Below are 13,152 nucleotides of genomic sequence, written 5' to 3'. Positions count from 1 at the left end.
CCACTGCCGGGGCCGGACACCCCCGGCCCGGCACCCGCCACCCGGCGGTGGCGCCGCTGAATCCCGATCGTTGGAGAAAGAATTCCCGTGAGCCCGACCAATCGCACCGTGGTCGTCACCGGTATCGGCGCAACCACACCGCTGGGTGGCGACGCAGCCTCTACCTGGGAGGGTCTGATCGCCGGCACGTCCGGCGTCAAGCCCCTGGAGCAGGACTGGGCGGCCGAGCAGGCCGTCCGGATCGCGGCCCCGGTCGCCGTGGAGCCCACCGAGGTCATCCCGCGGCCGCAGGCCCGCAAGCTGGACCGCTCGGCGCAGTTCGCGCTGATCGCGGCCGAGGAAGCCTGGAAGGACGCGGGCTTCGAGGGCCGGGCGGGCACCGACGGTTCGGTCGACCCGGACCGGCTGGGCGCGGTCATCGCCTCCGGCATCGGCGGTGTGACGACCCTGCTGGACCAGTACGACGTGCTGAAGGAGAAGGGCGTCCGCCGCGTCTCCCCGCACACCGTGCCGATGCTGATGCCGAACGGTCCGTCCGCCAACGTGGGTCTGCTCGTGGGCGCCCGCGCGGGTGTGCACACCCCGGTCTCGGCCTGCGCCTCGGGCGCGGAGGCCATCGGCTACGCCATCGAGATGATCCGCACCGGCCGTGCGGACGTCGTCGTCGCGGGCGGCACGGAGGCGGCGATCCACCCGCTGCCCATCGCCGCGTTCGGCAACATGATGGCGATGTCCAAGAACAACGACGACCCGCAGGGCGCCTCGCGCCCCTACGACACCGCCCGGGACGGTTTCGTCCTCGGCGAGGGCGCCGGTGTCATCGTCCTGGAGTCCGCCGAGCACGCCGCCGCGCGCGGGGCGCGGGTGTACGCGGAGGCGGTCGGCCAGGGCATCTCCGCCGACGGGCACGACATCGTGCAGCCGGAGCCGGAGGGCCGGGGCATCGCGGCCGCCCTCCAGCACCTGCTGGAGCGCACCGACCTGGACCCGGCGGAGATCGTGCACGTCAACGCGCACGCCACCTCCACCCCGGCCGGTGACGTGGCCGAGCTGAAGGCGCTGCGGAAGGTGTTCGGCGACGACACCGACCACATGGCGGTGTCGGCGACCAAGTCGATGACCGGGCACCTGCTCGGCGGCGCGGGCGGCGTGGAGTCGGTGGCGACGATCCTCGCCCTGTACCACCGGCTGGCCCCGCCGACCATCAACGTCGACGATCTCGACCCGGAGGCGGAGGCGAACGCGGACATCGTGCGCGGCGAGGCCCGCAAGCTGCCCGTGGAGGGCCGGATCGCCGCGCTGAACGACTCGTTCGGCTTCGGCGGGCACAACGTGGTGCTGGCGTTCCGCTCGGTCTGACCGGCGGCGGCACGCGAGCGTACGAGGAAGGGCCCCACCGGATCGGTGGGGCCCTTCCTCGTCGTCGCGGGTGTCCGGGGCGTCCGGGGCGGGAGCGGGGGTCAGACGACCTGGTGGAGCCAGCGGACCGGGGCGCCCTCACCGGCGTACCGGAACGGCTCCAGTTCGTCGTCCCAGGGCTTGCCGAGCAGCTTGGCGATCTCGGCCTCCAGGTCGCTCTCGCCGCGCTGGGAGCGGGTCAGGGCGGCTCTGAGCCGGTCCTCGGGGATGAGGATGTCGCCGTGCATGCCGGTGACAGCGTGGAAGATCCCCAGGTCGGGGGTGCAGCTGTAGCGTTCGCCCTCGGCGGTGGGGCAGGGCTCGGCGGTCACCTCGAAGCGCAGCATCTGCCAGCCGCGCAGCGCGGAGGCCAGCTTGGAGGCGGTGCCGACCTGGCCCTGCCAGGAGAACTCGGAGCGCCAGGTGCCGGGCGCAGCGGGCTGCCGAATCCAGTCGAGGTTGACGCGCGTGCCGAGCACCCCGGCGACGGCCCACTCGACGTGCGGGCACAGCGCGCGCGGCGCGGAGTGCACGTACAGAACTCCACGTGTCGTCACCGGTACCTCCGGGCAGTGCGGGACCGTCGTGCGGGCTTGGCATGGCGGCGGTGGCTGGGCAGCCACGTTGATGGCGAGGCTACCGTGCGGCGGGGCAAGGAGTGTGACGTACCGTCGGTCCCGGTGGCGTGAAACACCCGCCATTCACCCGGCAGGACGCCTGGGGCGGCTTGATCCGTCGGTTCGCGCGGGCCCCGGGAACTCCCGCACGTTGTCATGGAGGGAGCCGGCGAACCGTCGCCCGGCCGGAGGACGAGCGCGGCGACGACCGTACGCGCGCGCGTGCGGCCTGAGGACCTGACGACCGAGGGGACAACCAGGGATGCGGAAGCCGAGCCACCGCTCGCGGACCGTGGTCGCCGTCACGGCGGCGGCGGTGCTGACCGCGGCGGGCTGTGACGTGATGGGCGCGGGCGGGCCGGAGGAGTCGGGCGCGGGCGGCGCGTCGGCGAGGCCGAAGCCGTCGCCGACGCCGGTGTGGGACAGCTCGCCGGGGTCGATCGCCGCGGTGGGCGACTCCATCACCCGCGGGTTCGACGCGTGCCGGGTGCTGTCGGACTGTCCGGAGGTGTCCTGGGCGACCGGCGACAGCACCGAGGTGCGCAGTCTCGCCGTACGGCTGCTGGGCGCGGGGCGGGCGGCGACGCACAGCTGGAACCACGCGGCGACCGGTGCCCGGATGGCGGACCTGGACGGGCAGATGACGCGGGCGGCGGCCCACCGGCCGGATCTGGTCACCGTGCTCGCGGGCGCCAACGACGCCTGCCGGTCGACGGCGGACGCGATGACCTCGACCGCGGACTTCCGCGCCGGGTTCGAGAAGGCGATGCGCACCCTGCGCGCCGAGTCGCCGAAGACGCAGGTGTACGTGGCGAGCGTGCCGAACCTCAAGCGGCTGTGGTCGCAGGGGCGGACCAACGCGCTGGGCAAGCAGATCTGGAAGCTGGGCATCTGCCCGTCGATGCTGGGCGACGCGGACGCGCTGGACTCGGCGGCCACGCTGCGCCGCGACACGGTGCAGAAGCGGGTGGAGGACTACAACAAGGTGCTGAAGGAGGTCTGCGCGAAGGACCGGCGGTGCCGTTTCGACGACGGCGCGGTGTACGCGTACCGGTTCGGCACCGACCAGTTGAGCCACTGGGACTGGTTCCACCCGAGCAAGACCGGGCAGGCCCGCCTCGCCGAGATCGCCTACCGGAAGGTCACCGCCCGATCCGCGTAACTTAGAGTCTCGACCATGAGCGAACACTTCGGAACACTTTCCGACGGCACCCCGGTGCACCGCTGGACGCTGGAACGGGCGGGCGTGCGGGTGCGGGTCCTGTCGTACGGCGGGATCGTGCAGTCGGTGGAGGTCCCGGACCGGGACGGGCGCACGGCGGACGTGGTGCTGGGGTTCGCGGACCTGGACGGCTATCTCGCGCATCCGGAGCCCTATCTCGGCGCCCTGGTCGGGCGGTACGCGAACCGGATCGGGGGCGCCCGCTTCCCGCTGGACGACCTGACGTACGCGCTGGTGCCGAACAACGGGCCCAACTCGCTGCACGGCGGCGAGCGCGGCTTCGACCGGTACGTGTGGGACGTGACGCCGGTCGAGCACGGGCTGCGGCTGCACCGGGTCAGTCCGCACGGCGAGGAGGGCTTCCCCGGCCGTCTGGAGGTCACGGCGACGTACACGCTGGACGCGTCGGGCGCGCTGCGCATCCGGTACGAGGCGGTGACGGACGCGCCGACCGTCGTGAACCTCACCAACCACAGCTACTTCGACCTGAGCGGGGCGGGCGAGGCGGGCGGGCACGAACTGCGGCTCGCGGCCTCGCGGTACACCCCGGTCGACGAGGACCTCATCCCGACCGGCGCCTTCGCGGAGGTGGCGGGCACCCGCTTCGACTTCCGTACGCCGCACAAGACGGGTGGCGGTCTCGACCACAACTTCGTGCTGGACAAGGGCGTCACGGCCGAGGCGGAGGAGGTGGCCGAGCTGTACGACCCGGCGTCGGGGCGGGTGCTGACGGTGGCGACGACCGAGCCGGGCATCCAGGTGTACACCGGCGAGCACCTGGGCGCGCCGCTCTCCCCGGGGCAGGGGATCGCCCTGGAGACCCAGCACTTCCCGGACTCCCCCAACCGGCCGGAGTTCCCGAGCACGCGGCTGCTGCCGGGCGAGGTGTACCGGTCGGAGACGGTGTACGGGTTCGGGGTGCGGTGAGGGACTGACGGGCGGGGGCGGGCCGCGCGGGCCGGGGCCCCGGGCACGGGTGTAGCCCCGGTCCAGGGGTCAGGTCCCGGACCGGGGCTGTTCAGGGGGGCGCGGAGAATCCCGTGTCAGACGGTAATCGTCGCGGTGATCCTGCGGTCCGCGAGGGACCTACCCACCTGGATTTCGTACGAACCCTTCACAAAGAACCACCGGTGCGCGGCCTCGTCCCAGACCTCGAAGGCGCGGCGCGGGAGGGTGACGACGGCCTCGGCGCTCTCGCCGGGCGCCGCCTCGACGACGGCGAACCCGGCCAGGGCGCGGGCGGGCCGGTCGACGGCGCCGGGACCGTGCACGGCCGCGTCGACGGCCGCGCCGGAAGCCGGGGCCTCGGTGGGCGCGAGGTACACCTGGACGACCTCGCGGCCGTGGCGGGCACCGGAGTTGCGGACGCGGACGCGGACCGTGGTGCCCTCGGTCTCGACCGAGCCGTAGGTCCAGCGGGTGTAGCCGAGGCCGTGGCCGAAGGGGTAGCTGGGGGTGCGGCCCGCCTTCTCCCAGGCCCGGTAGCCGATGAACACGCCCTCTTCGTAGCGGAGTTCGCCGTCGGTGGGGGCGACGCGGGTGACGGGGGCGTCGGGGAGGGAGCCCCAGGTGGTGGGGAGGCGCCCGCCGGGTTCGTGGCGGCCGGTGAGGACGTCGGCGAGGGCGGCGCCGCCCTCCTGGCCGGGGAACCAGCTCAGCAGGACGGCGTCGACGTCCCCGCGCCACGGAAGTTCCACCGGGGAGCCGGAGTTGACGATCACGACGGTGCGCGGGTTGGCGGCGGCGACGGCCCGGACGAGGTCGTCCTGGCGGCCGGGCAGCCGCAGGTCGGCCCGGTCGAAGCCCTCCGACTCGACGCGTTCGGTGGTGGCGACGACGACCACGGCGGTGTCGGCGGCGCGGGCCGCCTCGACCGCCTCGGCGATCAACTCGTCGGGGTCGCGCTGGGGTTCCTGGTGGCAGAGGGTAAAGGTGACGGCCTTCAGCGGCCCGTCCTCGGGGAGTTCGACGACGTAGGTGAGGGAGACGTCGACCGTCTCGCCCGCCGTCAGGTCGACGCGGGCGCGCTCCACGGGGCCGCCGAAGAACGCCGAGAACGGGTCCTTCTTCTCCGGGCGGGGTTCGACGCCGTCGAAGCGCGGGGTGCCGTCGACGGTGAGCCGGAACGCGCCGAGGCCGCGGGTGCCGAAGGTGTGGGTGCCGGTGGCGCGCGGGATGAACGTGCCGGTGAGTTCGACGGTGCGCAGCCGGTCGTGGGTGACGCCGTCGGGGAGGTCGGCGCCCATCCACTGGATGTGCCCGTTGTGCGCGGAGCCGGTGCCGAGGACGGTGCCGTCGGCGTCCCGGCAGACCGCGCGGAGCGTGAACCCCTTGTCGGCGACGGCGAGTTCCTGGTTGGGGTCGGCGCCGACGGCGTAGGTCACGGCGCCCTCGGGGAGGGCGGCGGTGAGGCCGTCGAGCGGGGAGACGGTGCGGGCCGGGAAGACCACGGCGGAGCCGCCGCCGAGGATGCGGGCGTCGCGGGCGGCGGCGCCGATGAGGGCGACGGTGGTGCCGGGCCGCAGCGGCAGCGCCTCGCGCTCGTTGCGGACCAGGACGAAGGAGCGGCGGGCCAGTTCGCGGGCGAGGGCGTCGCCGTCGACGCGGGCGGGCGGCTCGGTCACAGCGGGTTCCGCGCCCTCCAGGGCGCCGGCGCGGGCGGCGAGCAGCAGGACGCGGCGGACGGCGGCGTCCACCTCGGACTCGTCGAGGTGTCCGTCGCGGACGGCCTGGGCGAGGGCGTCGCCGAAGACGGTGCGCGGGCCGGGCATCGCCACGTCGAGGCCGCCGCGCAGGGCGGCGACGGTGTCGCGGGCGGCGGTCCAGTCGGAGACGTTGACGCCGTCGAAGCCCCATTCGCCGCGCAGGACCTCGTTCACCAGTTGGTGGTGCTCGGTCATGGTCGTGCCGTTGACGGAGTTGTACGCGGTCATCACGCCCCAGGGGCGGGCCTGTTCGACGATCGTCTCGAAGGGGGCGAGGTACAGCTCGCGCAGCGCGCGTTCCCCGACGAGGTTGTCGACGGTGAAGCGTTCGGTCTCGGCGTCGTTGGCGACGAAGTGCTTCACGGTGGTGCCGACGCCGCCCGCCTGGACGCCCGCGACGTAGGCGGCGCCGATCCGGCCGGTGAGGTGGGGGTCCTCGCTGTACGCCTCGAAGTGCCGTCCGCCCAGCGGCGAGCGGTGCAGGTTGACCGTGGGGGCGAGCAGCACGTGGACGCCCTTGCGGCGGGCCTCCTGGGCGAGCAGCACCCCGGCCCGGTGGGCGAGTCCGGGGTCCCAGGTGGCGGCGAGCGCGGTCGGTGAGGGCAGGGCGACGGACGGGTCGTCGCCGGTCCAGCGGGTGCCGCGGACGCCGATCGGGCCGTCGGACATCACGAGGGAGGCAAGCCCGATCTCGGGGACGGCGGGCAGCGACCAGGTGTCCTGGCCGGACAGCAGCCGGGCCTTGGTGTCGAGGTCGAGCTTGCCGAGGGCCGCCTCCACGACGGCCCGCACCGCCTCGGCGGTCCGGGCGGGCCCGGTGGCGTCGACCGTCTCAGCGGGCTCGGTGGGCCGCTCCTGACCGGCCCGGCCGTCCGCCGGGCCGCGCGTCCGGTCGCCGGTCCGGTCGCCGGTGTCGTGGTCCGCCGCCTGGTCTGCCATCGGTTGTCTCCTCGTCGCGTACGCGTCGTGCGGTGCCGTGCAGGGGTGCGCCGGGCCCCGCGCCGGGGGTGGGCCGCGCGCAGGGTCTGCCGTGCCTCTATCGTGCCCCGGCTCCCTGTAACGCGGTAGGTTTCGTCACCTGCCCGTTATAAACGGTGGGGTGGGATGCCGTACCGTGACGGCATGAGCGCCAGGACCAGGAGCGAGGAGCGCCGGGCCGAGATCGTGCGGGCGGCCCTGGAGGTGATCGCCGAGCGCGGTTACCGGGGGGCGAGTCTGGCGGCGGTGGCCGAGCGGGTCGGGCTGACCCAGCAGGGGCTGCTGCACCACTTCCCCACCAAGGACGCGCTGCTCGTGGCCGTGCTGGAGGAGCGCGACCAGTGGGACGCGGTGCCCGACTCCCGGTGGCGGCTGGACCTGCTGGCCTCGCTGGTGGAGTACAACGCGATGCGGCCCGGCATCATCCAGACCTTCTCGGCGCTGCTCGGCGAGAGCGTCACGGAGGGGCATCCGGCGCGGGAGTACTTCACCGAGCGGTACACGGGGGTGCGGGCGAGCATGGCGGGCATCCTGCGCGCCGAGTACGGCGACCGGCTGCCCGGCGGCCTCACCCCGGAGCGGGCGGCGCCGCTGCTGGTGGCGGTGATGGACGGGCTCCAGTACCAGTGGCTGCTGGACCCGGAGTCGGTGGACATGCCGGGCGCGTTCCGCGCCTTCCTGACCCTGCTGGGCGAGCCGGACGGGCCGGACCCGGCCGGGACACCGGCTGAACTCCCGGACTGAGAGCGCCCGTTCACGGTGACCCGCCGGGGGACCCATGGCGTACGTCCCGTCCGTCACGCGATACTGCCCGCGTCCCGCGGTACGCGCCCCACAGCGACGGAAGGGTCGGAATCACTGTGCTCTCGCTACGAGTTCGCACCGGAGCAGGCATCGGAGCCCTCGGACTGGCCCTGGCCGCCGCGGCGTTGGCGGCCCCGCCCGCCGTGAGCGCCACGAACCCCCCGGACGCAACGAACGCCACGAACGCCACCGGCGTCTCCGGCGTCTCCGGCGTCTCCGGCGTCTCCGACACAGCGGCCGTGGCGGGTTCGGCCGCCGCCCTCTCCCCCACCGCCGAGGAGCTGCGCCTGGACCGGCCCGCCCCGCGGGAGATCCTCGCCGCCTCCGGATTCGACGACGTGGCACCGGAGTTCGCCCGGCTGCTCGGCTCCGCGCGCTCCGCCGCGCACGCCCACCGGCTCGTCGTACGGGAGGGTGCGGCGCTGTGGCGGAGGGCCGTGGACCGGGTGCAGGGGCGGGGTCCGGCCGGGGGCACGCTGAGCCGGGACGACGACCGGCCGCTGTACTGGGCGCGGCTCGGCATGACCCGTGAACTGCGCCTCTGGGAACCGGCGTTCGGGCTGACGGCGGAGCGGCGCGCGGCGCTGCTGGACGCGCTGGAGCGGACCTCGCGGGGCCAGACCGACCTGCGGTTCGCGCCCTCGGGCGGCTCAGGGAAGACAGCTTCGCACGGAGGCGGGCAGCGGGTGAAGCGGGTCCTGGTCACCGGGTTCGACCCGTTCACCCTCGACCGGGACGCGCGGATCTCCAATCCGTCGGGGGCGGCGGCGCTGGCCCTGGACGGCACGGTGATCGAGACGGCGGACGGTCCGGCGCGGGTGGAGGCGGCCGTGTTCCCGGTGCGCTGGCGGGACTTCGCGGACGGGACGGTGGAGCGGACGCTGCGCCCCTACCTGGGCCGGGTCGATCTGTTCACCACGGTCAGCCAGGGCCGGGTCGGCCGGTTCGACGTGGAGCGCACCAACGGGGCCTGGCGGGGCGGGTTCCCCGACAACGAGAACGTGAGCCGGACGGAGACCGTGCCGGTGGACGACCCGGCGTCGCAGCCGCAGTGGACGACGACGACCCTGCCGTACCGGGCGATCACCGCCGCGTCGACGGGCCGGTTCCCGGTGTACGACAACACGGGCGTGACCGAGATCCCGGCGGGCGGCACCGCCCCCGTGGTGCGGCCGGACGGGCCGACGGCCGGGTCGGTCGCGCGGGCCGGGGGCGGCGGCGACTACCTCTCCAACGAGATCGCCTACCGGGCCACCCTGCTGCGCGACCGGCTCGGCCTCGGCTCCACGCTGCCGGGCGGCCATGTGCACACGCCGGTGCTCCAGTTCGGCGCCGGGAACACCGATCCGGCGACGGGCACGGTGACCGACCCGGAGTTCGTGCGCAACCGGCTGGACATCGTCGCGCAGGTCAGGGCGGTCCTGGCGGTGGCGGTCAGTGCGTCGGGTACGTCGGGTTCCCCGGAGCGGGCGGGTACGCCGGGTTAGCCGGGTACGCGGGGTCCGATCCGGGCGGGTACGGCTGCGCACCGGCCGGGGCGGCGGGGTCCGGGTAGGCGGGGTCCGGGTCGGCCGGGTCGCCGCCGTCGCGCGTCTCCTCGCCCAGCAGGTCCCGCGTCATGAGGGTGGCGCCGGCCACCGCGCCCGGCATCAGGAACACGGCGACGAACGGCACCAGGAAGACCACCGCGAGGGGGGTGCCGAAGCCCCAGACGAGGGTCCTGCGGGCGCGGAACAGGGCGAGTTGGGTGCGGACGTCGACCCGGCGGCGCTGGAGGGCGACCGAGGTCAGCTCCTGGGTCAGGAAGTAGCCGGTGACGAAGAAGCCGATCACCGGGACGACCGTCTGGCCGAGGAACGGGATGAACCCGAGGCCGAACAGGAGGATGCCCCACAGCAGGGCGCGGAACACGATCCGGAGGCTGTCGCGGGCCGAGATCCACAGCTCGGTCCAGAACGGCAGCCCCGACTCGGGGGCGGTGCCGTCGGGCGACACGTCACGGTCGACGCTCTCCGAGAGGCTCTCGTAGAAGGGCTGCCCGATCAGCAGGGTGACCGCGGTGAAGGTCACCACCGCGAGCAGCAGTCCGAGCGCGAAGAGCACGGCGGTGAGGAACCCGCGCAGCAGTCCGCCCCAGGGGCTCGACCAGTCGTCGGCGAACGGCGTCGCCCACGCGACGAAGTCGGCGCCCCACACCGCGAGCGCGACCAGGGCGCCGAGGTAGAGGACCAGTGTGATCAGGCCGGGCAGCAGCCCGAAGCCGTACTTCTTCCCGTGCCGGGCCACCCACCGCTGGCCCTCCAGGAGATATCCGAATCCCACCCCGAGTTCACGCATGTCCGGATCCTATCGGCCGCACCCGCGTCCGGCCGGGGCGCGGACGGCCCGGACGCGGCCCCGCCGCGGGGCGGTCGTACCGGGTCCGGCGTACGCCATCCGGGGGCATCGTCGGCCGCCCTGAACACCGACGTCCGTGCGGCACAGTTGAGTCGATCGGGTGGATCTCGCCGTACCGATCCACGCAGCGCCCCCTGCCGTCCTGCGCGGCGGCGGTCTGGTTGAGGAGAGCGGATGACACAGGAGATCCACGGCGGCGTCGCCGACGGTTTCGAGCCGGTGCGGGACGCGTTCGCCGCGTTCGCCGCGGAGGAAGGCGACGGCTACGAGGGGCAGTTGTGCGCCTACGTGCACGGCCGCCGGGTCGTCGACCTGTGGGCCGGGGAGAGCGCGGACGCCGGGGGCGGCGACGCGCTGTACGGGGTGTACTCGTCCTCCAAGGGCGCCGCGCACCTGGTGGTCGCGCTCCTCGTGCAGGACGGCACGCTGGAGCTGGACCGCCGAGTGACCTACTACTGGCCGGAGTTCGGGTCCGAGGGCAAGGGCGCGCTGACCCTGCGCGAGCTGCTGGCGCACCGGGCGGGCGTGGTCGGCACGGACACCGGGTTCTCCCGGCAGGAGGTCGCCGACGACCGGATGATGGCCGAACGGCTCGCCGACCAGCGGCCGTTCTGGCGGCCCGGCGGCGCGTTCGGCTACCACGCGCTGGTGATCGGCGCCCTCACCGGCGAGGTGGTGCGGCGGGCGACGGGCCGCACCCTCCAGGAGGTCTACGAGGAGCGCGTCCGCGCGCCGTACGGCCTCGACCTCTTCCTCGGGCTGCCCGCCCGGCACGAGCCGCGGTTCCGTACGACGCTGCCGATGGCGCCGACCCCGCCGCAGCAGGCGCTGCTGGACGCCGTACCGGACGGGCCGCACTCCCTCGCCGCGGTCGCCTTCAACCGGCACGGCGCCGAACCCACCGACATCGAGACCTTCCCCAACGATCCGCTGGTGCGCGCCAAGGGACCGGCCTCGGCGGGCGGGGTGGCGTCGGCGCGCGGGCTGGCTGGGCTGTACGCGGCGGCGATCGGCGAACTGGACGGCAAGGCGCCGCTGCTGAAGGAGGACACGGCGGCGGAGTTCGCGCAGCTGCACTCCGTGGGGTACGACCTGGTGGCGCGCGCCCACAAGGCGTTCGGGCTGGGGTTCCAGGCGACCGCGGACTGCTGGTACCCGTTCCTCGGCGCGGGCGCGTTCGGGCACAGCGGCGCGGCGGGCAGCCAGGCCTTCGCGGACCCGCGCAGCGGGCTGGCCTACGGCTACACCCGGCGCCGGTTCGCCTTCCCCGGCGGGGCGGCCCCCGAGAACGAGCGGTTCGTGGCGGCGGCGCACCGGGCGGCGCTGGGGCGGGGGTGACCCCGCGGCGCCCGGTGCGGAGCGGGCCGTACGGCCCTCGCGGACCCGGCGTTACAGCTTGACGATCATCTTGCCGGTGTTGTCGCCGCGCAGGACGCCGAGGAAGGCCTCCAGGGTGTGCTCGACGCCGTCGACGACGGTCTCGCGGTACTTGAGGGCGCCCGAGGCGACCCAGGGGCCGACCTCTTCGACGAACGCGGGCTGGAGGTCGGCGTGGTCGCCGACGAGGAAGCCCTCGATGCGGCCGCGGGTCTGGATGAGCCGGGCGAGGTTGCGCGGGCCGGGCGCGGGCTCGGTGTTGTTGTAGACGGAGATCATCCCGCAGACCGCGATCCGGCCGCCCTGGTTGAGGGAGCCGATCGCGGCCTCCAGGTGCTCGCCGCCGACGTTGTCGAAGTAGACGTCGACGCCGTCCGGGGCCGCCTCGCGCAGTTGCTGGGAGACCGGCCCGTTCTTGTAGTTGAACGCCGCGTCGAAGCCGTACTCCTCCACCAGCAGCCGGACCTTCTCGTCCGAACCGGCCGAACCGACCACGCGCGAGGCGCCCTTGAGGCGGGCGAGCTGGCCGACCTGGCTGCCGACCGCGCCGGCCGCGCCGGAGACGAAGACGGCGTCGCCCTTCTTGAAGGACGCGGTGCGCAGCAGGCCCGCGTAGGCGGTGAGGCCGGTCATGCCGAGGACGCCGAGGTAGGTGGAGAGGGGCGCGGCGTCCGGGTCCACCGGGACGGTGTGGCGGGCGTCGAGGGTGGCGTACTCGCGCCAGCCGCCGTAGTGCACGACGTGGGTGCCGACGGGCACGCCGTCCGCCGCCGAGGCGACGACCTCGCCGACCGCGCCGCCCTGCATCGCCTTGCCCAGCTCGTAGGGGGCCGCGTAGGACTTGGCGGCGCTCATCCGGCCCCGCATGTACGGGTCGACGGAGAGGTAGGCGTTGCGGACCAGGACCTGGCCGGGGCGGGGCTGCCGGATCTCCGCCTCGGCCAGCTCGAACTCCTCGGCCTTCGGCCAGCCGACGGGACGGCTGAGCAGGCGCCATTCGCGGCTGACGGCGGGGAGCGGGGGCGTGGGGGTGTCGGACATGGGGGTGGCGGGGTCCTTCCTCGGGAGGCGCGGCGGATACGCGACGAAAATGTTTCAGTTACTGAAACAACCATGCGCCTGAATATTTCAGGATGTCAAGCAAGTGGGTATCCTGGCCCGCATGCCCGCACCCGAGAAGCACCGCGCCCCCGACACCCTCACCCTGGAGGTCGTCGACCTGATCGGCGAGGTCGTCGCGCGGTACTACGCGGACTACGAGGAGGCCGCGGGCGAGCACGCCCTCACCGGCGCCCAGGCCCGCCTGCTCCACCTGCTCTCCGTGGAGCCGCTGCCGATGCGGCGGCTGGCGGTGCGGCTGAAGTGCGAGCCGTCCAACGTCACCGGCATCGTCGACCGGCTGGAGGCGCGGGGCCTGGTCGAGCGCCGCCCCGACCCGGCGGACCGGCGCGTGAAGCTGGCCGCCGCGACCGACGAGGGCCGCCGCATCGCCCGTGACCTGCGCCAGTCGCTGCGCTTCGCGCGGGAGCCGCTGGCGGGGCTGGCGGAGGAGGAGCGGGGGGCGCTGCGCGGGCTGCTGCGGCGGATGCTGGAGGCGGACGGGCCGTCGTAAGGGCCTGCGTGGTGGTGGCCCGGCGTGGGGGCGCAGAAAGCA

11 protein-coding genes are annotated in these 13,152 nt (G+C 74.2%); 7 read left to right on the top strand and 4 right to left on the bottom strand.

Annotated elements, in window-relative coordinates:
* Positions 1-87: 87 nt before the first annotated feature.
* The gene (locus ACIQPQ_RS02650) at positions 88-1,359 is read left to right on the top strand and encodes a beta-ketoacyl-[acyl-carrier-protein] synthase family protein (protein ID WP_383776221.1); all 1,272 of its coding nucleotides are present in this window, start codon (positions 88-90) and stop codon (positions 1,357-1,359) included.
* Between the two features lie 101 nt (positions 1,360-1,460).
* Here the strand turns inward: ACIQPQ_RS02650 and ACIQPQ_RS02645 are convergent, their stop codons facing one another.
* Complete coding sequence (locus ACIQPQ_RS02645; RefSeq protein ID WP_383776218.1) at positions 1,461-1,955, bottom strand: DUF3145 domain-containing protein; 495 nt, start codon at positions 1,953-1,955, stop codon at positions 1,461-1,463.
* A 322-nt stretch (positions 1,956-2,277) separates the two neighbouring features.
* On the opposite strand from ACIQPQ_RS02645, the gene ACIQPQ_RS02640 reads away from it, so the two are divergent.
* Complete coding sequence (locus tag ACIQPQ_RS02640; RefSeq protein ID WP_383776216.1) at positions 2,278-3,177, top strand: SGNH/GDSL hydrolase family protein; 900 nt, start codon at positions 2,278-2,280, stop codon at positions 3,175-3,177.
* Between the two features lie 15 nt (positions 3,178-3,192).
* Positions 3,193-4,164 carry an aldose epimerase family protein gene (locus tag ACIQPQ_RS02635; protein ID WP_401298763.1) on the top strand — a complete coding sequence of 324 codons (972 nt, stop codon included), beginning with the start codon at positions 3,193-3,195 and terminating at the stop codon, positions 4,162-4,164.
* A gap of 116 nt (positions 4,165-4,280) precedes the next feature.
* Here the strand turns inward: ACIQPQ_RS02635 and ACIQPQ_RS02630 are convergent, their stop codons facing one another.
* Entirely contained in the window at positions 4,281-6,881 is a 2,601-nt protein-coding gene (locus tag ACIQPQ_RS02630; RefSeq protein WP_401298760.1) for a glycoside hydrolase family 3 protein, read from the bottom strand.
* A 165-nt stretch (positions 6,882-7,046) separates the two neighbouring features.
* On the opposite strand from ACIQPQ_RS02630, the gene ACIQPQ_RS02625 reads away from it, so the two are divergent.
* Positions 7,047-7,664 (top strand): TetR/AcrR family transcriptional regulator, encoded by a 618-nt coding sequence (locus tag ACIQPQ_RS02625; protein ID WP_401298757.1) that lies wholly within the window; start codon positions 7,047-7,049, stop codon positions 7,662-7,664.
* A 116-nt stretch (positions 7,665-7,780) separates the two neighbouring features.
* On the top strand, positions 7,781-9,211 hold the full coding sequence (locus ACIQPQ_RS02620) for a pyroglutamyl peptidase (protein WP_401298754.1): 1,431 nt from the start codon (positions 7,781-7,783) through the stop codon (positions 9,209-9,211).
* Here the strand turns inward: ACIQPQ_RS02620 and ACIQPQ_RS02615 are convergent.
* On the bottom strand, positions 9,159-10,061 hold the full coding sequence (locus ACIQPQ_RS02615; protein WP_401298751.1) for an EI24 domain-containing protein: 903 nt from the start codon (positions 10,059-10,061) through the stop codon (positions 9,159-9,161). The genes ACIQPQ_RS02620 and ACIQPQ_RS02615 overlap by 53 nt on opposite strands.
* 234 nt (positions 10,062-10,295) lie before the next feature.
* Between ACIQPQ_RS02615 and ACIQPQ_RS02610 the strand changes: the two genes are divergently transcribed.
* Positions 10,296-11,459, top strand: coding sequence for a serine hydrolase domain-containing protein (locus ACIQPQ_RS02610; RefSeq protein WP_401298748.1), 1,164 nt, complete (start codon positions 10,296-10,298; stop codon positions 11,457-11,459).
* A gap of 51 nt (positions 11,460-11,510) precedes the next feature.
* Here ACIQPQ_RS02610 and ACIQPQ_RS02605 read toward each other — a convergent pair whose 3' ends face one another.
* Complete coding sequence (locus ACIQPQ_RS02605) at positions 11,511-12,539, bottom strand: NADP-dependent oxidoreductase (protein ID WP_401298745.1); 1,029 nt, start codon at positions 12,537-12,539, stop codon at positions 11,511-11,513.
* Positions 12,540-12,660: 121 nt separating this feature from the next.
* Between ACIQPQ_RS02605 and ACIQPQ_RS02600 the strand changes: the two genes are divergently transcribed.
* Complete coding sequence (locus ACIQPQ_RS02600; protein WP_401298743.1) at positions 12,661-13,110, top strand: MarR family winged helix-turn-helix transcriptional regulator; 450 nt, start codon at positions 12,661-12,663, stop codon at positions 13,108-13,110.
* The last annotated feature ends 42 nt before the right edge of the window (positions 13,111-13,152 follow it).

The sequence above is a fragment of the Streptomyces sp. NPDC091281 genome (assembly GCF_044757425.1).
Taxonomy (GTDB): domain Bacteria; phylum Actinomycetota; class Actinomycetes; order Streptomycetales; family Streptomycetaceae; genus Streptomyces.
The sequence above is the reverse complement of the archived record's forward strand: the minus strand, read 5'-3'. Positions and strand labels throughout refer to the sequence as shown.